Raw genomic sequence first — 21976 nt, 5'->3', positions numbered from 1 at the left:
GGCTATTTGGCGCTGGCGATACGCTGCATGATCTGCTGCGCGGCATCCTTTTGCATGTCGCGGTAAAGCAACTGTTCTTCCGCGCCCTTGGCCAATATCTGGGCGTCGTTATAAGTCATGTCGCGCGCCAGCAATAAATTGGCAGGCGGCAGAATCACTTTGCCGTGCGGCGTGATGAGCTGGTACTGCACCCGGTATTGCAGCTGGTATTCACGCACCCGGCCGATACCGGACAGGGACAAAATGACCTTGCTGTTCTGTACCGATATGATATCGATCACGCTCTCCGCCTTGGCTGCGCTGGGTGCCAGACGGCCTTCATGACCCAGACGCAGAGCGGCTTGCAGCGCCGCCGCCAAGCCGTCCGATCCGCCCTGCACATAAACGGATCGATACGGCAGCTCGATCTGGCCGCGCAGGTGAAAACCGCAGCCGGCGGTCAGCGTGATACTGATGAGTGCCAGCCATAGCCAGTGTGTGAAGATATTTTTCATGGTGTCTCCAGTTGCATTCAGACTACGATATTGACCAGTCGGCCGGGCACCACCACAATTTTCTTGGGTGTCTGTCCGGCCATGAATTTTTGCGCTGCTTCGTGTGCCAGCGCCAGTTGTTCGATCATCTCTTTGCCGGTGGATTTGGCCACGGTGATTTCGCCGCGCAGCTTGCCGTTGACTTGCAGCATCAGCGTGATCTCATCCTGAACCAGCGCGGATTCGTCCACTTGCGGCCACGCCTGATCCAGCAGCTGCGTGCCCGGCTGAAGAGCGGCCCACAGCGCTTCGCAAGCATGCGGCACAATCGGGGAGAGCATCAATACTGCCCGTTCCAGCACCTCCTGTGCCACTTTACGCGCAACCGGGCTGGTATCGCCCATTTTACTCAATGCGTTGAGTAACTCCATGACCGTGGCGATGGCTGTATTGAATGTCTGGCGCCGGCCATAATCATCACCGATTTTTTTGATCGCGCCGTGCAACTGGAAACGCAGGGCTTTCAATTCGGCAGACAGTTCGCCATCCGTATAGGCGGGCACCAGGCCGATGCTGACATGGTCATGCACCAGTTTCCAGAGCCGCTTCAGAAAACGGAACGCGCCTTCCACGCCGGTATCCGACCATTCCAGGCTTTGCTCGGGCGGTGCCGCGAACATCATGAACAGACGCGCAGTATCCGCGCCGTGGCTGTCGATCAGCAGTTGCGGATCGACGCCGTTGTTTTTTGACTTGGCCATTTTTTCGGTGCCGCCGATGACCACCGGCAGGCCGTCGGCCTTGAGCACGGCATCCAGCGGACGGCCGCGCTCGTCCAGACGCACGTCGACCTCGGCCGGGTTGATCCAGTCTTTTTTGCCGTCGCCTGCGTCGCGGTAAAACGTCGGAGCGATGACCATGCCCTGGGTGAGCAGGCGCGTAAACGGTTCGCTCGATTGCACCAGCCCCTCATCGCGCATCAGCTTGTGGAAAAAACGCGCATACAACAGGTGCAGGATGGCGTGTTCAATGCCACCGATATATTGATCCACCGGCAGCCAGTTGTCGGCACGCGCATCCAGCATGGCGGTATTGCAATCGTGGCTGGCGTAGCGCGCGTAGTACCAGCTCGATTCGACAAAGGTGTCCATGGTGTCGGTTTCGCGCCGCGCGGGCTGGCCGCACTTGGGGCAGGCGCATTGGTAAAATCCGGGCATTTTTGCCAACGGCGAGCCAGCGCCGGTGACCACCACATCTTCCGGCAGCACCACCGGCAACTGGTCGTCGGGTACCGGCACATCGCCGCAGGTGGCACAGTGAACGATCGGGATCGGGCAACCCCAGTAGCGCTGACGCGAAATGCCCCAGTCGCGCAGGCGGAATTGGGTGCGTTTGCTGCCCAGGTCTTTGGCCTGCAAGTCAGCGGCGACAGCCTCCAATGCAGCGTCGAACTCCAGGCCGTCGTATTTTCCGGAATGGATGCATACGCCATGTTCAGCGTAGGCATCCTGCCAGGGTGCAGTCACGGATTCGTAAGCGCCGTTGCTGGATGCGATCACAGTCTTTATCGGCAGTCCGTATTGTTCGGCAAATTCAAAATCGCGCTCATCGTGCGCTGGCACCGCCATCACTGCGCCTTCGCCATAACCCATCAATACATAGTTGGCGACCCATACCGGGAGTTTTTCCCCGGTCAGCGGATGCGTGACGAACAGGCCGGTATCCATGCCTTTCTTGGCTTGCGTGGCAATGTCCGCCTCGGCCACGCCACCGCGTTTGCATTCGGCAATGAATTCGGCCAACGCCGGGTTACTGGCGGCAGCTTGGGTGGCAAGCGCGTGTTCGGCAGCTACGGCCACGTAGGTCGCGCCCATCAGCGTATCCGGGCGCGTGGTGTAAACCTTGAGCACGCCGGGCTCGCCGATGCTGGCAGCGTCGTAGGGGAAATGCACTTCGCAGCCGAAGCTCTTGCCGATCCAGTTGCGCTGCATGGTTTTGACCTGCTCCGGCCAGTTCGGCAGGGTGTCGAGACCGCTCAGCAGTTCATCGGCATAGGCGGTGATGCGCATGAAGTACATCGGGATGTCGCGTTTTTCCACCAGCGCGCCGGAACGCCAGCCGCGCCCGTCGATCACCTGCTCGTTGGCGAGCACGGTATTGTCCACCGGGTCCCAGTTGACCGATGCGGTTTTCTTGTAGATCACGCCTTTTTCGAACAGGCGTGTGAACAGCCACTGCTCCCAGCGGTAATACCCGGGCTGGCAGGTGGCGAGTTCGCGCTCCCAGTCGATCGCCAGGCCGAGGCTCTTCAACTGGCTGCGCATGTGATCGATGTTGGCGTAGGTCCATGCGGCGGGCGGCACGCCGTTTTTCAGCGCGGCGTTTTCCGCAGGCAGGCCGAACGCATCCCAGCCCATCGGCTGCATCACGTTATAGCCCTGCATGCGGTGGAAACGCGCCAGCACATCGCCGATGGTGTAGTTGCGCACGTGCCCCATGTGCAGCTTGCCGGATGGGTAGGGGAACATCGACAGGCAGTAGTACTTGGGCTTGCCGGAAGGCTCGGCGGCCTTGAAGGCAGCGGATTCAATCCAGCGGCGCTGGGCGTCCGCCTCGATTTTCTGGGGTTGGTATTGGGCTTCCATGAGATGCGATAAACGGCGCAGGAAAAAGTCCGATTATACCCTGCCGAACTGGCGGTGCGTGGACAGCAGGACAGCTTAAAAGCTATACTGCCGCGATTATATTCGGCTTTTTCATAGTTATTAACTGGAGCGCATCATGTCCAAGAAACACCCCGTTATCGCCGTGACCGGCTCTTCCGGCGCAGGCACCACCACCGTCAAGCGCGCGTTCGAGCACATTTTTCACCGCGAAAATATCAGCTCTGCGGTCATCGAGGGCGACAGTTTTCACGCCTTGAGCCGCACTGAATTCAAGGTGGCGATGAAAAAGGCCGAAACCGCCGGCAACAATCATTTCAGCCATTTCGGCCCGGAATCCAACCACTTCGACAAGCTGGAAGAGCTGTTCAAAAGCTACGGCAAAAACGGCAAGGGCAAGAAACGCTATTACCTGCACAGCGATGAAGAAGCTGCGCAACACAACAAACGTCTCGGCACCAAGCTGTGCGCCGGTGAATTCACCCCGTGGGAAGAGGTCCCCAGCGGCACCGATCTGTTGTTTTATGAAGGCCTGCACGGCCTGGTTTCGCATGGCAAGGTGGATGTATCGAAACATGTGGATCTGGGCGTGGGCGTGGTGCCGGTGGTCAACCTGGAATGGATCCAGAAAATCCACCGCGACGCGGCCGAACGCGGCTACTCCGCCGAAGTCATCGTCGATACCATCATGCGCCGCATGCCGGACTACGTGAACTACATCACCCCGCAGTTTTCCCGCACCCACGTCAATTTCCAGCGCGTGCCGACGGTGGATACCTCCAATCCATTCATCGCCCGCGATATCCCGACACCGGACGAGAGCCTGGTCATCATCCGTTTCAGCGAGCACAAGGGCGTCGATTTCCCCTACCTGATCAACATGATCCCCAACTCTTTCATGTCGCGCGCCAACACCCTGGTGGTGCCCGGCAGCAAGATGGGCTACTCGATGGAGCTGATCCTCGGGCCGATGATCGAAGACATGATCGCCGCCAAGAAAAAGCCCTGATTGGCTTGATCCATCCCGGTAAAAGCCGGGCTTGCCCGGCTTTTACCGGGATGAAGAAAGCTATACAGCATTCTTTGCTTGCCCACAGGCGTGCTTAAATTGCAGCATGGGAGTGTGACCGGTTTCGATCGAAGTTATGTGAAAGCACCGCGCCATTCTGTAAGCAAATCATGGCCATGATGTGTCAAATCCAATGTAGAAACATTGGATCGAGATGAACATGAAACGATCCATGCAGGGCGAAGCATACACGCAGCGCTGGCAGCTGACCGATAGCAACACCGAATCGGCCAAAAAGCTGCTGACCAACCGCGTACCACCTCGGGGCGTGGCTAAGACCTCGGCGTATCCGTGTCAGCGCTGCACCGCTGAATTCCGGCCTCTACGCGCGCTTGGCGAACTTTAAATTCCGTTTCCTGAAATGGCCTTCTATACTTAACCGTGACGGGTGTGGGCGTGCCGGTTTTCGCTTGCGACGTGATGGCCGGTGTCAACGCTGGAGTGGGTCGGTCGGACCATGAGAATTTACCGCCGCGCGGTGCTCAACAAGAATCGTCATGCCAGTCTGCCCGAGTATCGCGGTAGATTTATCCGGCCATACTGCGGTTTTAAACATTGGCTAAAAAGCACAGAGGAGTAATACCAACCATGATGAAAGATTACAGATATCTCATTGTCGGCGGTGGCATGACTGCGGATGCCGCCGTGCGCGGTATCCGCGAACGCGATAAGGACGGAACCATCGCCGTACTGTGCGACGAAAAACACCCACCGTATGATCGCCCTCCGTTATCGAAGAAATTGTGGACCGGAGATCCGCCTGACACCATCTGGCGCAAAACCGAGCAGGCCGGGGTCGATCTTTTTCTGGACACGCGCGCAGTTACCGGCGATGCCGCACAGCACACCGTCACGGACAATCGCGGCGTAGTCTACCACTATGAGAAGCTGTTGCTGGCGACCGGCGGCACCTCGCGGCGTCTGTCATCAGCACCTGACGATGTCATCTATTTTCGGACGTTCGACGATTACCAGCGTCTGCGCGTGCTTGCCGATCGAAAATCGGAATTCATCGTCATTGGCGGCGGATTCATCGGTTCGGAGATCGCCGCCGCGCTGGCTATTAGCGGCTGCAAAGTGACCATGATCTTTCCCGGCAGCGGCATTGGTGCGCGCATCTATCCGCCCAGGCTCTCAAAATTTCTCAACGATTATTTCCACGAGAAGGGTGTCGACGTACTGGCCGGTGAGAAAATCCGCTCTCTCGAGAAAACAGGCATGCGTTTCATTGCCAATACCGAGAGCGGAAAATCCTTGTCCGCGGACGCCGTCGTGGCCGGTATTGGTATTGAAACCGAGGTTGGCCTGGCGAAATCGCTTGGTCTCGGGATAGACAACGGAATCGTCGTCGACGAGCAATTGCGTGCAGCACCCCCCGATATTTTCGCTGCCGGCGATGCCGCGAATTTTTACAGCCCGGCGCTCGACGTGCGTCGACGCGTCGAACACGAGGATAACGCCAATACCATGGGCGCGATGGCTGGACGTAATATGGCCGGTAGTTCGGAAAAGTATGAGCACCTGCCTTACTTTTATTCCGATCTTTTCGACCTGGGGTACGAAGCCGTCGGCGAATTCGGCGCCGACATGGATATCGTCGAGGACTGGAAGGAACCGAACCGTCAAGGCGTTGTGTATTACCTCAAGGCCGGACGCGTGCGCGGCGTGCTGTTGTGGAATACCTGGGGTCAAATCGAGGCCGCGCGTGAGCTGATCATGACTAAAGACATATTCAGCGCGGCCACCCTCGTCGGGCGGATTCACGATTAAACACAACGGGTGGCGTTCGTGATTGCAAGAGCAGCGTCAACCCGTGGCAAAGTCCTGAGGCTCATCAATTGAGTTGAACAAATGGCACGGCACATAAGCTTCTGATGCGGATTGCAGGACTGAATAAAACCGATGTGGACGCGGCTTTTTTCCCATGCCAGCGTGATGGCGCTGATGTATTCCGGCCGTTGCCGCAGCGGATCGCCTTCAGCGCGTAGCGCCACTCGCTGACTTGGCCTAGCGAGTGGATGACACGCGCTGACGGCAGCAAGATGATTACTCGATGGAGCTGATCATCGGGCCGATGATCGAAGGCATGATTGCTGTCAGGAAGAAAGCCTGTTTGACTTGATTCATCGCGGCAATGAAAAACCGGGTTCACCTGGCTTTTTTGGTGGAATTTGCTGTAAAACGTTCGCTGGATTGTCTGGAGATGTGTCTGAGTTGAAGAGAGTGGGGACGACTGATTCCGAATCGATGTGGTCAGTCAGAGGACTACATCGGATGTCTGCCTCTCGGCCATAGCTGCCGTCCAAACTCTGACAGCTGAGTGGCAGCAGTACAGCGAGGATCAGTCGATGACCCATCGCCTCGGACTAGCCTATTCATAATACAGGGCTCCTCGAAAAACCTCCGATCACACGCCCTCGGTAAAATTACAATGTTCTGAAACCTGCTCTCGCCCGCCCCGGCGAAACCGCGTAGCGCAATCAAGACCGACCTGTTGGCCGACAAACACCACCGCAAGAAGATCGACGCGCTGGGCGACCCGCTTGCAAAGATCTTGTCGCACATCGACTTTGCAGCGCTTGCGGCCGAGGTCGATCGCGTCGCGCTAAGTCCGTTGAGTGCGCAGGGCGGACGTGTGTGGTAGGATTCAAGGTTATTCTAGGTGCCAGTCAGTGAGGCGAAGGTGGTTTGCTTCATGGCGACACCGCGATCTATGGCTTCAGCATTCTACCGGCTCTGAATAGAAGAGCTTCCCCAAAATGGCAACTGCGACAGCAGTTGTCGTACTATTACAAGCGAACATCAATTTTACTGATACGTGGTGACGGATGCGAATCGCACTGAGAACAAGTGGAGGCAGAGGTGAGTACGAAGTGGCAGGGAGCCATGAGGCTATACGTGTTCATGACGTATTCGACCGTGAGATTGTTTTAGAACTGCTTCCAGGGTTCAGATTCCCAACCAATAACTTTGTTCGCCATACCCAAGGCAAGCCTCGTATCAGACTTCTTGATCCGCACTCCGATTCACATGTCTATCTGATCTTGGCTGCAATTCTTTTGCTGCCCAAGCCTAAGAGAGAAATCGGTGCAACACCGGGAGGCAAGCTTCAAATATACAAAGACAATTTCTCCGTGATGTCCATTCCATTTGATGTGGTGGAACTATCAAATACCGAGATAGTTGTTTCGCCAACCCAGGCGGTTCTTTCTAACTCATCGTTCGATTCTGTTCGGCTTGATGTAATTGAACGCTTGCGCATTGTCATGGCTTGTTGGGATGCTGCTTCTAAGCAGAGTTCTGCTCTTGCCAGTGCGGTCGTTCAACACAGGAATGCTTTTAACAGTCACGATGTTAAAGCAGTGATTGGTGTCGCCGAATCAATACGGCTGGCAAATATTGAACCTGATGATCCTCTTCGTCACATTACCAAAGACCTCAAGCTACCCAATCTTGATGAGCTAATGTGGCTTGGCGTTCACGCCACTGAAACCGAAGAGGCGATGGCCCTTGGGGAAGAGAATCTTGAAGAGTTGAAGGAAGCCGCAAGAAACAGAATTAAGGTTTGGCAGCAGGTCGCGCTGCGTGGTGCAGCGGGAACTAAGTTTAGTACCGAGGTTCGTCAGGCATACAGCCACACCTGCCTGTTCACTGGAATGCGGCTACCCAAAACCCCAGTGACTGGAAGTTCTGGTGTAGATGCTGCCCATATTCTTCCGTGGGCAGAGTACAACTTGAACGCCGTCAGCAACGGACTTTGCTTAAGTAAGCTCTGTCACTGGGCATTTGACGCTGGCATCTTGCAGTTGAGCTATGACACCCCGACATCAAGCTATGGGATTGCTCTATCGGCAGCAGCGCTGGCTGCTGAGTCCGCCGGTCTTCTCAAACTGGACGGACTCAAAGATATTCAAGGCGTAGTTTCAACCTCCTTATTGCCGAAGGACAGCGCCAACTGGCCCAACCCCTCGTTCCTCAAGGTGTACAACGAAGCATTGAACTTCTGATCTGCTTCAGGGAAATCACGAGATTCCAGATATTGCCTGATCCGCAGAGCAAGCCACTCCGCAACGGGCGGAGTGACAGCATTTCCAAGGGCGTGGTACCTAGCTGAGTCCAGGTCATCAGCACTCAACGTTGTTTGCGCGGGAATCGTCCAGCCCTTCGGGAAGGCCATAACTCCTTCGCATTCAGCAGGAATCAGACGACGAACCTTGCCAATCTTGGGATAGCAAACATAGTTGCGGCTCCAGTCTGTCCCCGTATGCCGCGCAGAGGTCGCGTAGAGGCAATAGGCAAGAGCCTGAATTACGGGGCCTTCGCCGCTAGTATCTCCAACGATATCCTGAAATGAGGCCGCAGATTCCTTCCCATGCGATCCGCCCTTCGGATGATGCCCTTTGCTGCATTCGGACTCAAAAAGTATTTCTCCTGGACCTCGCCCGTCTCCACGACATCCGACAACGTAGACCCTTTGCCGTGATTGGGGAACTCCGAAGTGTTTGCTGTTAAAAGTACGCCATCCGACAGAATACCCGAGCTCGGCCAGCGTTGAGAGCACGATCCCAAAATCTTTTCCTCCGTGGGCGCTGAGTAGGCCCGCAACGTTTTCGAGAAGAACAACTCTGGGCTTGCCTGCTCCAACCAATCTAGCAAACTCATAAAACAGTCCGGACTTGCTCCCTCTAAGTCCATCTCTTTTACCCATTCGAGCAAGAGAGAGGTCTTGACACGGGAAGCCTCCGACCCAAACGTCGGATTTTGGGATGTCGTCATTTTTTAATTTCGTAATGTCAGGGTGGAGGGGAACGCTAGGCCAGTGCTTTCTGAGAAGGGTCTGACAGAAGGGCTCAACCTCACACTGCATTGAGATTGAGAAACCTGCTGACTCAAAGCCGATGTCAAACCCACCGATCCCGGTGAAGAATGATGCTGCGGAGTAGATCGAACGATCTAGCGGTACTGAACTTGTGCTGGGTGCCGAGTTGTCGGAATCCTTAGAGGCATACTGCTTGATTCGTTCAATATCGGCAGCGGTAAAGACTCGCCAGTTGTTCCTGTCGCGGTCAACGTCTTTCACTTTTCCGCTGATGAGCCATCGCTTGAGCGTCACTGCAGACACTCCGATGGCCTGCGCGGCTTGGTTCAAGTTCATATGTATTGATCTTCTGTTGGCGTGCGTCGTGGGTGCGAACCGTATCAAGCCGTATCATGCCACAAAAATGGTCGATGCCAGAAATTTTTTGCTGTACGAATGTCCAGCCTCTGAGGGCATGGCGAAGATCCGCCTTGTACTAGTGTCTTAGTTTCGCAACAACGGAGCCGAGGCGTGTAGCATGTCCTCCATATGTCCGAGGTTAAGCTTATGGCCATCAGCCGCAGTGAAAATATGCGTCGCATTCGTGGGAAAGACACGAAACCCGAAATCATTGTGCGCAATATCCTTCGATCATTAGGATACCCAGGCTATCGCTTACATAGAAGGGACTTGCCTGGAACGCCAGACATTGCCTATATTGGTCGTCATAAAGCGATCATTATAAATGGTTGCTTTTGGCATGGACATGACTGCAAGAAAGGCGCCCGAAAGCCAAAGTCAAATCAAGATTATTGGCTTTCAAAAATCAGTCGAAATAAGGAGAGAGACGGCACCAACCAAACAGCCCTATCCAACCTTGGTTGGAAAACTCTCGTGGTTTGGGAGTGTGAGCTTAAAGAGCAAGAACAGCTATCAACGAGACTCAGAGAATTCTTGGCATAAAAATAAGGCTAGTCGCAAAACCAGCCTTATTCTTTTTGTTAGATTTGGCTCAGAAACTCAGTGAAGAAGTTGTGTTGACCGAACGCGGCAGAAATCTTGTCTAGTGGTTTATAGGCAGCGGCTACGAAGCCGATGCATTCAAATGCAATTTGGATGGATGGGGAGTCAGATTGGTTTATGCGTTCCGGTCTCGAGTATCTCCAAGAAGGTGCCGAGGTCTATGATTGATACCCAACAACTCGTTGCAGATGAGTTTGACCCGTTCCAAAATTTTTCTATCGCAAAGGCATGCATTGCCTCAAACGCACCTGAAGGTGGGCTTTGAACTGGAGCTATTTTTCAGCGGGGAGTAGCCACAAGGAGTCGGCAATACGTGTTCAAGGGTTTGGAGAGTTGCCGCTCGTCGCAATCTGCGGTTGAGCGGCTGTTAACCGATGCATTGCTGACCGGCACGGGCCACCGGTCGAATGGCCGGTCAGGCCGAGCAGCAGACCTTCATGGTCATCACGCTGACTGACCGTTTCCGGCACGAATGTAGTCCTTCACGATGCCTCTTTCATAGGTGCATCCGATCCTTGATGTTCTCCGATGTCCGTCGGCTTGCATCAGGGCCGCTCCACGCCAGCATGAACACCAGCGTCACCAGCAGCGCCGCTGCGCCGCCGTTGTGGGCGACGGCGATAGGAAGCGGCCATTGCAGCAGGATGTTGGATAATCCGGTGGCGAATTGCAGAGTGATCAGCGCCAGCAATATGAGGGCGGGCCGGTTGAGTGTCAGGCTGCGGCGGGCGCGCAGGCCGAGCCAGCCGAGGTAAGCGATGACGACGACGGCAAATACCCGATGTGTCCAGTGGATGGCGACCAGCGCGTCATGGCTGAGCAGCGCGCCGCTGGCGGTTTTGCCGAGTGCGCGCCACAGGGTGAAACCGTGCTGGAAGTCCATAGTCGGGATCAGCTGGCCGTTGCATAACGGGAAATCGGTGCAGGCGAGCACTGCGTAGTTAGTGCTCACCCAGCCGCCGAGGGCGATCTGCACTGCAAGCAACGCGATACCGAGCGCGATCCACGGGGTGAATCGGCTGACTGCAGCGTCGTGCGAAGCTGCCGGCTGGGTGCGTGCGGCCAGCCAGGCCAGCGACGCCAGCAGCGTCAGCCCGAGCAGCAGGTGCAGGGTGACAATGACCGGCTGCAGTTTGAGCGTGACCGTCCACGCGCCGAATGCGCCTTGCACGCACACCAGTACAAACAGCGCGGTGGCCGGCCACGGCGATTGGTGCAGTTCGCGCCGCTTGAACCAGCCCAGCGCCGTCAGTGCAATTATCAATACGCCGACCATCATCGCCAGGTAGCGATGGATCATCTCGATCCAGGCTTTGGTCCAGGTGACCGGGCCGCTGGGCATCAGCGCCTGGGCAGCGCTGATGTGGGCATGGGCAAGGAAGGGATTGGCGGTGCCATAGCAGCCGGGCCAGTCCGGGCAACCGAGCCCCGAGTCGGTGAGGCGAGTAAAGCCGCCGAACAGGATCAGGTCGAAGGTGAGGAACAGCGTCAGCCACACCACCTGGCGGTAGCGGTTGCGGCGGCCCTTGACCCAGGCGTAACTCAGCGGCAGTGCGGCAACCATGAGTCCGGTGAGGGCCAGTTGCAGCCATTGCAGATCCGATGCCATGCCCATGCCTGAGCCCATGTTCAGCCCACCATGAAAGCGACAAAGGCGACTTCGTCACCGTCCTTGAGCAGGCTGTCGGCATCGACAAACTGTTTATTGACGGTGATTTTGAGCGACTTGTTGCCGACCAGTGCCTCATGCCAGACAGCCCCGCGCTCGGCCAGGATGGCGCACAGGTCAGCCACGCTGGTTTGGGTTTGCGGCAGCTCGAAATCTTCAGCGACGCTGTCGAGCGCATCGACCAGATGACCGAAATACAGAATACGCAGCATGTTATGGCTCCAGTTCCAGTTCCAGGCCTTCGGCTTCCCAGCATTCCAGTCCGCCGGCCATATTGTAGACGTGCTCAAAACCCATTTGCTTCAACACCCACGTCGCCATCGCCGAGCGTCCGCCGGCCTGGCAGTAGAGCAGGATGGTTTTGTCGCGGGCGTTGCACAGGCGCGGGTCGCGGTGCTTGTAGCCCGGGTCGGCGGCGCCTTCGAGCAGGCCGCGCGGGATGTTGATCGCGCCCTGTACGTGCCCTTGCCGGAATTCGTCGGCTTCGCGCACATCGACCACCAGCACATCGCCGGCTTGCAGATTTTCATGGGCGGATTCGGCATCCCACTCTTCGATATGGCTGCGTGCTTCTTTAATAAAACAGCCGAGTTGCCTGGGCATATATAATCCTTGCTTACTGAATGAATATGAAAAGTGTGCGCGGCACTCAATTGAATCGTGCGCCGCACGGATTTTTTGAAATAATCGCCATCCGAAAGTCTAACATGACCTCCCTACTCGACGGGCTCAACCCAGAGCAACTTGCCGCCGTGACTCTGCCGGGCCAGTCCGCGCTGATTCTGGCCGGCGCCGGCAGCGGCAAGACGCGCGTACTGACCACACGCATCGCCTGGCTGATTCAAACCGGACAGGTTTCGCCACTGGGCATTCTGGCGGTGACCTTTACCAACAAGGCCGCCAAGGAAATGCTGACGCGCCTGACGGCCATGTTGCCGATCAATACGCGCGGCATGTGGGCTGGCACTTTCCATGGTTTGTCCAACCGTTTGCTGCGTACCCACCATCGCGAGGCGGGGTTGCCGCAGCTGTTCCAGATTCTGGATACCTCGGATCAGCTTTCCGCAGTCAAACGCCTGCTCAAGGCGCTGAACGTGGATACCGAAAAATTCGAGCCGAAGAAGGTGCAATATTTTATCAGCGGCAACAAGGAAGCCGGCCTGCGTCCCCAGCAAATCGAGGTGTTCGACCCTTACACGCGGCGTCTGGTGGAGTTTTACGCGGCCTACGACGAGCAGTGCAACCGCGAAGGCGTGGTCGATTTCCCGGAACTGCTGCTGCGCTCCTACGAACTGCTGGCGCGCAACGATGTGCTGCGTGCGCATTATCAGGAGCGTTTCCGCCATATTCTGGTGGATGAGTTTCAGGACACCAACCGCCTGCAATACCGCTGGTTGAAACAGTTTGCTGGCGCACAATCTGTGCTGATGGCGGTGGGTGACGACGACCAGTCGATCTATGCTTTCCGTGGCGCGCATACCGGCAACATGAATGAATTCCAGCGCGATTACGCTGGCGATAACGTGATCAAGCTGGAACAGAACTACCGCAGCCACGGCAATATTCTCGACGCCGCCAACGCCCTTATCACGCAGAATCAGTCGCGTCTCGGCAAGAATTTGTGGACCGCGGAGGGCAGCGGTGAACCGATCCGCGTATTCGAGGCATACAACGATCAGGAAGAAGCCGGCTTCATCGTCGAGGAAGTCAAGGCGCTGCAGCGCGAAGGCACGGCGCTGGTGGATATGGCGCTGCTGTATCGGTCCAACGCCCAGTCGCGCGTGCTGGAACATGCGCTGTTCAGCGCCGGGGTGGCGTATCGCGTGTACGGCGGTCTACGTTTTTTCGAGCGCCAGGAAGTCAAGCATGCGCTGGCTTATCTGCGCCTGCTGGCCAACCCGGATGACGACGGTGCGTTCAGCCGCGTGGTGAATTTTCCTACTCGCGGTATCGGCGCACGCACGCTGGAACAATTGGCCGACGCTGCCCAGGTAGGCGGGATGAGCCTGTGGCAGGCCGCGCGCGCCAAGGCCGACGCCAGCAAGGACAGCGCCAAAGGCTTGCCCGGCTTCGTCGCCTTGATGCAGGCCATGCAGGACGCGACGCAGGGACTGCCGCTGCCGGAAGTGATCGAACACATGCTGCATGCCAGCGGCCTGGCGGCGCATTATCTGGCCGAAAAAGAAGGCGCCGACCGGCTGGAAAACCTCAACGAACTGATTAACGCGGCTACTGTATACACCAACGACCCTGAGGCGATGGCCGAACTAGACGAAGTCGGCGGTCCGCTGGCGAGCTTTCTTGCTCACGCCGCGCTGGAAGCGGGCGACCACCAGGCTGGCGCGGGCACCGATGCGCTGCAACTGATGACCGTGCACGCCGCCAAGGGGCTGGAATTCCATGCGGTGTTCCTGGGCGGGCTGGAAGAGGGCTTGTTCCCGCACGAGCAGTCCATGAACGAGCAGGACGGCATCGAGGAAGAGCGCCGCCTGATGTATGTGGCGATCACCCGCGCGCGCCGCAGACTGTATTTAAGCCATGCGCAAAGCCGCATGCTGCATGGGCAAACGCGCTATGGCATCGTGTCGCGCTTTATCGGCGAATTACCGCCGGCATTGTTGAAGCTGGTTAATGCCAAGCGCGCATCCAGCGCCGCCAGTACTTACCCTGGCTACGCGGTGCCTGCTTCGGCAATGCGATCGGCCAATACTTCACCCTGGCGTATCGGCATGAATGTGCGCCATGCCAAATTCGGCGTGGGTGTGGTGGTCAACGTGGAAGGGCAGGGCGACGACACGCGCGTGCAAATCAATTTCGGCGGCGCGAACGGGATGAAGTGGCTGGCACTCGAATATGCCAAGCTGGAACCGGCTTGAGAGCCGGCGTGACGGAGATCAGTTGCGCGCCTGGGCGCGCACAAAGGCTTCGAACTCATCGGCTGGCAGTGGTTTGCTGTAGTAATAACCTTGTATTTCATGACACCCCTTATCACGCAGAAAGTCCAGTTGCTGCCTGGTTTCCACGCCTTCGGCGATGGTTTTCAAACCGAGGCTTCTGGCCAGGCTGATAATTGCGTCGACAATGGCTTTGTCTTCCTTGTCTATCGTAATGTCGCGCACGAAGGACTGGTCGATCTTGATTTTGTAGACCTGCAAGCGCTTGAGGTAGCTGAGCGAAGAATAGCCGGTACCAAAATCGTCGATGGACATGCGGATGCCGCGTTCATGCAGCTTGTCCATTACCGCAATGGCCGCGAGCGGATCATCCATGGCAACCCCTTCGGTTAACTCAAGCTCCAGATACTGCGCGGGCAGATCGGCTTCCTCAAGAATTTGCGTAATCAACTGCGGCAAATCGGTATTGTGAAACTGGACCGCGGAAAGATTGACGGCAACCACCATGGGTTCCATGCCATTGTCGATCCAGCGTTTCAGTTGAGCGGTTGCACTGCGCAGGACCCATTCGCCAATCGGCAGAATAAGGCCACTGTCTTCTGCAATCGGGATAAATTCTGCAGTGGAAATAACCCCCAATTCTGGATGTTTCCAGCGTAACAACGCTTCCGCGCCGACAATGCGCCCGTCCGGCAAGCCCATCTGCGGCTGATAATGCAAATACAGCTGATCGCGTTCCAGCGCCCTGCGCAAGGCATTTTCAAGCTGCATGTTGCGTGCCGAACTTGCCTGCATTTCCGAAGTGAAAAAGCGGAAATTATTGCGCCCGTCGCGCTTGGCGCGATACATGGCAATGTCGGCACGCCTGCACAGGATTTCAAAATCTTCTCCGTCGCCCGGATACAGGGCAACACCGATGGATGGGGTCACAGTCAATTCGTGTTGTTCTATTTGATAGCTTTGAGCGACCGCCTGCAGAAGTTTTCCGGCCACATGGGCAGCCCCTTTGGCATCTGTACCCGGCAGCAGCAGCACAAATTCGTCGCCCCCCAGGCGCGAAACCGTGTCTTCATCACGAACCACTTGTTGCAGGCGGTTTGCCACCTCGATCAGCAATTGGTCGCCTGCATGGTGACCGAGCGTGTCATTGACGTTCTTGAAGTGATCAAGGTCGAGGAACAGCACTGCCAGCTGGGTATGGTTGCGCTGTGCCATGCTGATGGCGGACTTGATGCGATCATTGAGCAGCGGCCGGTTGGGTAGCCCGGTGAGCAAATCGAAATGCGCCAGCCACTGGATGTGTTCTTCGGTTTGCTTGCGTTCGGTAATGTCGGAGATGAATCCGTGCCACAGCACTGACTCGTCTGCTTCCCGTTGCGGCACGGCATTGCTGTAGAGCCAACGTATCGTGCCATCATCAAATTGCACCCTGAATTCCTGGTGCCATGGCGTCAGGTCACGCGCGGATTCATGGATAGAGCCTGCCACAACGCCAAGATCATCCGGGTGGAGGAGCGTCCATACTTGCGAGGCATCCTCACGCACCGCTTCCGGGTGGATACGGAATATTTGATGGAAGGCTTCGCTGGCAAACGGAAAGCAGGAGCGGCCATCGCAGAATTGTTTGTATTGATAGACTACACCGGGTACCCGGCTGGCAATTTTCTGTAAACGATCCAGTGCCTCATCTCGCCCTTTCTCGACACGTTTGTGTTCCGCTGCGCGGTCAAGATTGTCCAGCGCGAAATCGATATCAATGGCCAGTTCCAGCAGCAGATTGCGAACCTCTTCGTCAAACGCATTGAGCGTGTCGACATAAAAACTAATGGCGCCGATGGGGGTGCCATTGCGATGCAAGGGCAAGGAGGCCACACTTCTCCAGCCCGAGCGTGCCGCATGTTCATGCCAGGGAGCTGTATATGGATCATTCAGAAAATCCTGACACCAGAACGGCCGGTCTTCGCGGATGGCGGTCCCGGTGGGGCCACGCCCGAAAGGGCTGTCGGCATCCACGGAAATCCGGATTGTTTCGAGATACTTATTCTCGTCGCCGTAAAAGGCAACCGGGACTACTTGCAGGCTTTGCCTGTCCACAATGCCGATCCAGGCCATTTTCATGCCGCCGAATTGCACTGCAGCCCGGCAAATCTGCGGATAGAGTTCTTCGGCCGTAGTGCTGTGCACGATGGCCTGATTGCATTGGCTCAATGCAGCATAAAGCCAGGTCAATCGCCGGATTTTTATTTCGGCTGCTTTGCGTTCGGTGATGTCGCGGGCAATCCCCAGCACGCCAATCGGTTTGCCTTTGACATCGCGGATAGAGGTTTTAATGGTTTCAAACAGGCCTTCAGAATTGTCGGCAGCAAAATGCAGCCACTCCTCGTTGATCCTGGGTCTGTTTGCCGCGAGGGCTTCACGGTCGTGTTCGCGAAATGAATCTGCCAATGTCTTGTCGGCGAAATCATAATCGGTCTTGCCGATGATCTCCGCTTCTGAGGCACCAAAGAGGCGTTCAACCATCGGGTTGCAAGAGAGATATACGCCATCCGGATTTTTCAGCCAGATCAGGTCGGGGATACTTTTGATCAATACCTGCAGGTGAGTGCGTTCTATTTCCAGTTGCGCCGTGTGTTGCTTGACGACGCGTCGCAGGGTGAAAATCCATAACACCAGCACGCCGCCAATGAGGGCCATCCCCAGCAGGGCATAGCCCACATAGCGGCCATAGCCCGAAGCGCCCAGCCTGCTACCCATCCACTTGTCGTGCAGCGCCAGTCGTTCTGCGGGCGTGAAGGCGGCGAAACCGCGTTCAACCAGGGCTAATGTTGCGGTATCGCCTTTATGGACTGCGCGATGGAACTGGCCGGTATACAAGCGGAATGCCTTGTTGAACTCATGTTCGGCCTGCGCGTGATATAGCAGATAATTTGCCGGAGGTTCGTCCATGCAGAATACCCTGACTTTTTTTGCGACCGCTGCATCAATCAACGCGGCATAGCTGGCATAGGGTTGCAGATCCCTGATTCCGGCGGCTTCCAGTTTATCAACGCAGGCATCGCCGACTTTTACGCCGACCATAAAACCGCGCAGCGTATTCAGGTCGGTGATGCCACCGATGTGCGAATAAGCATAAATGGCCACCGGAATCTGCTCATAAGGCGGTGTGAAATCCAGGGTGCGTTCCCGTTCCGGTGTGCGGAAGACAGTATCGATCACATCGGCGTGACGCGTCATCATGCGTTGCTGGGCGGTTTTCCAATCGGTGGCGAGCAGATTGACATGAACGCCGGTTTTTTTCTCCCACAGCGCCCAGCTGTCGATCAGATATCCGGTAAGCGTGCCATCGGCATCCCGAAACACATAAGGTGGGTAGTTATCGTCCATGACCACGGTGATGGCGGTACGGGTAGGTACTTTCGCCTGCCCGAAAGGCGCATTACCGGTAGCCAGGGCTGGCGTCACCAGCAACGCCAATAGTAGGGTAGTAGTGAATGACCATAGTGTGGATGTGGTCGCGCCGGCAAGCAGTATGGCGATACCGTGGGGAATAAAGTTGCCGGATGCGGGCTGTATGCCAGGCGGTAGGATCACTAGGGTCGTATTTTGGCGAGTTTGTGGATTTATTATGCCTACTAACGATCGGTAGGACAAACGCGTCCGGGCAGGTATGTTTGGGACAGGAGCAGCCAGGATTGAGCCTGTATGGGGCACCGTATTCAACCTCCAATCCCTTTGGCGGTGAACTGCTGACCCATCCGGTACACTAAATTGCTGTGCCTACAGAAATTCCGGGGGGAAAATGCAGCTGACCTATTTATTAAGGGGCATCCAGGCTTATCCTTGGCTGACCTTCGTGCTGGTAACGATAGGTGCCGTGGTTGCGATGCTGATCGTATATACGGTCATTTACGCGACGCTGCGCCGGGTTACGCGCGCCAGCGCGGTGGCGGGTGTGGTGGTGGATTACACGGCGCACCCTGCCAGGCTGGTGCTGCCCTTGCTGGCGCTGAAACTGGCCCTGCCCGCTGCGCTGGAAGGATTGCGGCATCAAGCCATGTTCAGCGATCTGGTAGCGATTTTATTGACGCTGTCGATTACCTGGCTGGTGATGAGTGCCATTGCCGGTGTGGGAGAAGCCGTACTGCGGCTTAACCCGACCGATGTCAGCGACAATATCCAGGCCCGGAAAATACAGACCCAAGCCCGGGTTCTGGCACGCACGGTGATGTTTTTTGTTTTGCTGATCGGTCTGGCTTCGGCATTGATGGTATTGCCAGGCATGCGTCAGATTGGCGCCAGTCTATTGGCGTCGGCCGGTGTGGCTGGTATCGCCGCCGGCATTGCCGCCCGTCCGGTGCTGGGTAATCTCATTGCCGGTTTGCAGATTGCGCTGACCCAGCCGATCCGGCTCGACGATGTGGTCATCATGGAAAACGAATGGGGCCGCATCGAGGAGATCACGTCGAGTTATGTGGTGGTGAAAATATGGGATGAACGGCGCCTGATCGTGCCATTGCAATGGGTAATCGAACACCCGTTCGAAAACTGGACGCGCGCCACCTCAGAGCTGCTCGGTACGATATTTTTCTGGTTTGATTATCGCTTGCCGTTGGCGCCTTTGCGCGCTGAATTGCTGCGGGTATGTCAGTCAGCACCGGAATGGGACCAGCGTGTGTCCCTGATTCAGGTTGTCGATAGCAACGAACATGCCATGCAGGTGCGGGCGCTGATCAGTGCGGCAGATGCGTCGCGCAGATGGGATTTGTCTTGTCGTGTGCGCGAGGCGTTGATCGATTTTGTGCAGCGAGAATATCCGGAATGCTTGCCGCGTGTCCGCGCCGGGATTGATCGTACCGAACAGCATCCGGCATCGCCCCAGCCCGCCCCACCGCCCCCTCAGGCAGGTCTGGGTGAATCAAATGCGATCAAGCAGCCCCCCAGTTTGGAAGTTCCTGATTAGGGCCCCTTGCGGGGGAATTTTTCACAAAGGCAATGAGTTGAGTTGCCACTTGCCCTCACCCAGCAGCGTTAATTCCTGAGTATGGAATTCCAGCAAGCTGCTGCGGTGGCCTACGCTGACCAGAATCGATCCGGGCAATGCCTCGCGCAACAGCCGGTACATGGTGTGTTCGAGGCCTTCGTCCATGGCCGAGCTGGCTTCGTCCAGAAATACCACCTGCGGTTGCCCCAGCAGGGTGCGTCCGATAGCCAGGCGCTGCTGCTCGCCCAGCGACAGGATGCTGCCCCAGTCCGCAGTTTCGTCGAGCCGTGCGGCAAGATGACCCAGATGACATTGTTGCAGCACATGCGCGGCCTGCTCACCCATCACCGGGCTGGCCGGGTAATACAACGCACCGCGCAAGCTACCGAGCGGCAGGTAGGGTTTTTGCGGCAGAAATAGCGCCTGCTGTTCAACCGGGCGCGTCACATTGCCGTCCACATAAGGCCACAGACCGGCGACTGCGCGTAACAGGGTGGTTTTGCCGATGCCCGAGCGGCCGCGTATCAGCAGTGCGGTGTTGGCGGTCAGGCTGAGGTTGAGGTTTTCCACCAGCGCAACTTGTGTCGGGGTGCGCACCGTGAGCGCTTCAATGGTGACGTTGTGCTGGCTGGGTACGATATGCGCGGAGGGGAGCAGAGCGGCGGCATCCATGCTGTCGAGAAAGCCGGTCAGGCGAATCAGTACGGCGCGATAACTGGCGAATGAGTCGTATGAACTGCGCAGAAAGGACAGCGCGTCCTGCACCTGGCCGAAGGCCTGTGCGGTCTGCATCATGTCCCCCAGCGTAATCTGCTTGCTGAGCAGGCGCGGCGCCTGAACGATAAACGGAAACACGACGGCAGTCTGGCTGATGGCGAGGTTGAAACCCTGGAATTTAAGCGAGCGATAAACGATCGCCCACATATTGTGGATGACACCGGCAAAACGGGTCAGCAGATTGCCGCGCTCGACGGTTTCGCCGCGAAAGAAAGCGATGCTCTCTCCGTATTCGCGCATGCGGATCAGTGCGTAGCGGAAGTTGGCGTTGAGTTGTTCACTCAGGAAGCTGAGGCGGATCAGCGGGCGCCCGATCCATACTGCAAACACGGTGGCCACAATGACGTAGATATAGACCAGAAAAACCATGGCGCGAGGAATCTCGTAACCAAACAGCGCCAGCGCACCCGACAGTCCCCATAGAATGATGGTGAATGCAAACAGCGAGACTACGGAATCCAGCAGGCCCATCGACAGGTCGAGCGAACTGCTGACAAAGCTCTCTACGTCCTGCTGGATACGCTGGTCCGGGTTATCAGGCGCATTGGGGACATACTGGCTGCGATGATAGCCCTGGTGCGCCAGCCAGCGTTCGATCAGATTGTCGGTCAGCCATGCGCGCCAGTGAATCAGGAATGCCTGGCGCAGATAAAAGTTGAACAGCGTGCGCGTCACGTGTACCGTTGCCAGGATCGCGAACACCAGCAGCATGAACCAGAATGCCTTGGCGTCGAGTTTCTGCATGGCGGTATAAAAACCGTTATACCAGAATGAAAACAGCACGTTCATGCGTACTGAAAACAGGGTCATCAGCACGATCAGCGCCAGACCGGCGAGTGGCCAAAGCTTGCGCTTAGGATTAAAAAATTCCCAGGTAAGACGACGGAATTGCCGTCCCCAGGCCGTAAAGCTGCCGAGCAGCGCAACGCCTGCCGTCATGCCCAGCATGCTGATGGCAAACGCCTTGCCAAGCCAGACGATACTGTCCAGGAGTTCATGGTTCCAATCCATATTCTTATACCTTTGCGGAGAGATGTTTGATGGCTGCCGAAGCAACAGACAGCGGCGATGCGATAAAGATTCAACCGCTATCGAACGCATTACCGGTAAACCGGTCACACAAATGCAGCCCGGCCGGGTTAAAATTAACGCTTTGACCATCAGGGAATGACCATGAGTGAGCAGGATCCGCAGCAAGCCGTGTTCGGCATCGAGAAACTTTACGTCAAGGATATGTCGGTCGAGGTGCCCAATGCGCCGCAAATTTTTCTCGAGCGTGAAGCGCCACAGATCGACGTGCAGCTTGCCACGCAGAATACCAATGTGGGAGACGGAGTGTTTGAAATCGTGCTCACGGCGACCATTACCGCCAAGCTTGGCGAAAAGATCATGTTTCTGGTGGAAACTGCCCAGGCGGGAATTTTTCGTATCGAAAATGTGCCTGCCGACCAGATGGATGCGGTGCTGGGCATTGGCTGCCCGAACATCGTTTTCCCTTATTTGCGCGAGACCATCTCGGATGTGGTGAGCCGTGCCGGGTTCCCGCCGGTTATCCTCAATCCGGTTAATTTTGAAGCCATGTACATGCAACAGCAGCAAGCCCCGGCGCCGGGCACGCCGCTCAACTGA

The 21976-nt window shown here is 56.6% G+C and carries 16 protein-coding genes and 1 pseudogene; 9 read left to right on the top strand and 8 right to left on the bottom strand.

Features of this window, described 5'->3' with window-relative positions:
• Window positions 1-2: 2 nt before the first annotated feature.
• Window positions 3-494, bottom strand: a complete 492-nt coding sequence (locus ACYCZJ_RS01365) for an LPS-assembly lipoprotein LptE (RefSeq protein ID WP_461552423.1) — start codon at window positions 492-494, stop codon at window positions 3-5.
• A gap of 17 nt (window positions 495-511) precedes the next feature.
• The gene (gene leuS, locus ACYCZJ_RS01360) at window positions 512-3118 is read right to left on the bottom strand and encodes a leucine--tRNA ligase (RefSeq protein WP_461552422.1); all 2607 of its coding nucleotides are present in this window, start codon (window positions 3116-3118) and stop codon (window positions 512-514) included.
• A 136-nt stretch (window positions 3119-3254) separates the two neighbouring features.
• Between leuS and ACYCZJ_RS01355 the strand changes: the two genes are divergently transcribed.
• From ACYCZJ_RS01355 to ACYCZJ_RS01335, 5 genes and pseudogenes are all read left to right on the top strand, one after another.
• Entirely contained in the window at window positions 3255-4145 is an 891-nt protein-coding gene (locus ACYCZJ_RS01355) for a phosphoribulokinase (RefSeq protein ID WP_461552421.1), read from the top strand.
• A gap of 220 nt (window positions 4146-4365) precedes the next feature.
• Window positions 4366-4551, top strand: coding sequence for a hypothetical protein (locus ACYCZJ_RS01350; protein ID WP_461552420.1), 186 nt, complete (start codon window positions 4366-4368; stop codon window positions 4549-4551).
• A gap of 242 nt (window positions 4552-4793) precedes the next feature.
• The gene (locus ACYCZJ_RS01345) at window positions 4794-5975 is read left to right on the top strand and encodes an NAD(P)/FAD-dependent oxidoreductase (protein ID WP_461552419.1); all 1182 of its coding nucleotides are present in this window, start codon (window positions 4794-4796) and stop codon (window positions 5973-5975) included.
• Between the two features lie 673 nt (window positions 5976-6648).
• Window positions 6649-6840 (top strand): annotated as a pseudogene (locus tag ACYCZJ_RS01340) (hypothetical protein); the annotation flags it as partial.
• A gap of 238 nt (window positions 6841-7078) precedes the next feature.
• Window positions 7079-8212, top strand: coding sequence for an HNH endonuclease (locus ACYCZJ_RS01335; RefSeq protein WP_461552418.1), 1134 nt, complete (start codon window positions 7079-7081; stop codon window positions 8210-8212).
• Here the strand turns inward: ACYCZJ_RS01335 and dcm are convergent.
• On the bottom strand, window positions 8116-9360 hold the full coding sequence (gene dcm / locus ACYCZJ_RS01330) for a DNA (cytosine-5-)-methyltransferase (RefSeq protein ID WP_461552417.1): 1245 nt from the start codon (window positions 9358-9360) through the stop codon (window positions 8116-8118). The two genes, ACYCZJ_RS01335 and dcm, sit on opposite strands and share 97 nt — an antisense overlap.
• Before the next feature lie 210 nt (window positions 9361-9570).
• Here dcm and ACYCZJ_RS01325 point away from each other — a divergent pair, with 210 nt between their 5' ends.
• Complete coding sequence (locus tag ACYCZJ_RS01325; RefSeq protein ID WP_461552416.1) at window positions 9571-9966, top strand: very short patch repair endonuclease; 396 nt, start codon at window positions 9571-9573, stop codon at window positions 9964-9966.
• Between the two features lie 556 nt (window positions 9967-10522).
• Here the strand turns inward: ACYCZJ_RS01325 and ACYCZJ_RS01320 are convergent.
• The 3 genes from ACYCZJ_RS01320 to ACYCZJ_RS01310 are packed head-to-tail and all read right to left on the bottom strand — an operon-like array spanning window position 10523 to window position 12298.
• Window positions 10523-11635: a COX15/CtaA family protein gene (locus tag ACYCZJ_RS01320; protein ID WP_461552415.1), complete on the bottom strand. Its 1113-nt coding sequence runs from the start codon at window positions 11633-11635 to the stop codon at window positions 10523-10525.
• A 20-nt stretch (window positions 11636-11655) separates the two neighbouring features.
• Window positions 11656-11907 (bottom strand): MoaD/ThiS family protein, encoded by a 252-nt coding sequence (locus ACYCZJ_RS01315; protein WP_461552414.1) that lies wholly within the window; start codon window positions 11905-11907, stop codon window positions 11656-11658.
• Between the two features lies 1 nt (window position 11908).
• On the bottom strand, window positions 11909-12298 hold the full coding sequence (locus ACYCZJ_RS01310) for a rhodanese-like domain-containing protein (protein WP_461552413.1): 390 nt from the start codon (window positions 12296-12298) through the stop codon (window positions 11909-11911).
• A gap of 104 nt (window positions 12299-12402) precedes the next feature.
• Between ACYCZJ_RS01310 and ACYCZJ_RS01305 the strand changes: the two genes are divergently transcribed.
• Window positions 12403-14571, top strand: a complete 2169-nt coding sequence (locus ACYCZJ_RS01305) for a UvrD-helicase domain-containing protein (protein ID WP_461552412.1) — start codon at window positions 12403-12405, stop codon at window positions 14569-14571.
• Between the two features lie 18 nt (window positions 14572-14589).
• On the opposite strand, the gene ACYCZJ_RS01300 is transcribed toward ACYCZJ_RS01305, so the two are convergent.
• On the bottom strand, window positions 14590-18180 hold the full coding sequence (locus tag ACYCZJ_RS01300) for an EAL domain-containing protein (RefSeq protein WP_461552411.1): 3591 nt from the start codon (window positions 18178-18180) through the stop codon (window positions 14590-14592).
• 208 nt (window positions 18181-18388) lie between these two features.
• Here ACYCZJ_RS01300 and ACYCZJ_RS01295 point away from each other — a divergent pair, with 208 nt between their 5' ends.
• Entirely contained in the window at window positions 18389-19549 is a 1161-nt protein-coding gene (locus ACYCZJ_RS01295; protein ID WP_461552410.1) for a mechanosensitive ion channel family protein, read from the top strand.
• 21 nt (window positions 19550-19570) lie between these two features.
• On the opposite strand, the gene ACYCZJ_RS01290 is transcribed toward ACYCZJ_RS01295, so the two are convergent.
• Window positions 19571-21358, bottom strand: a complete 1788-nt coding sequence (locus tag ACYCZJ_RS01290; protein ID WP_461552409.1) for an ABC transporter ATP-binding protein/permease — start codon at window positions 21356-21358, stop codon at window positions 19571-19573.
• A 162-nt stretch (window positions 21359-21520) separates the two neighbouring features.
• On the opposite strand from ACYCZJ_RS01290, the gene secB reads away from it, so the two are divergent.
• Window positions 21521-21976, top strand: coding sequence for a protein-export chaperone SecB (gene secB, locus ACYCZJ_RS01285; RefSeq protein WP_461552408.1), 456 nt, complete (start codon window positions 21521-21523; stop codon window positions 21974-21976).

The organism is Sulfuriferula sp. (assembly GCF_054605375.1).
The sequence above is the reverse complement of the archived record's forward strand: the minus strand, read 5'-3'. Positions and strand labels throughout refer to the sequence as shown.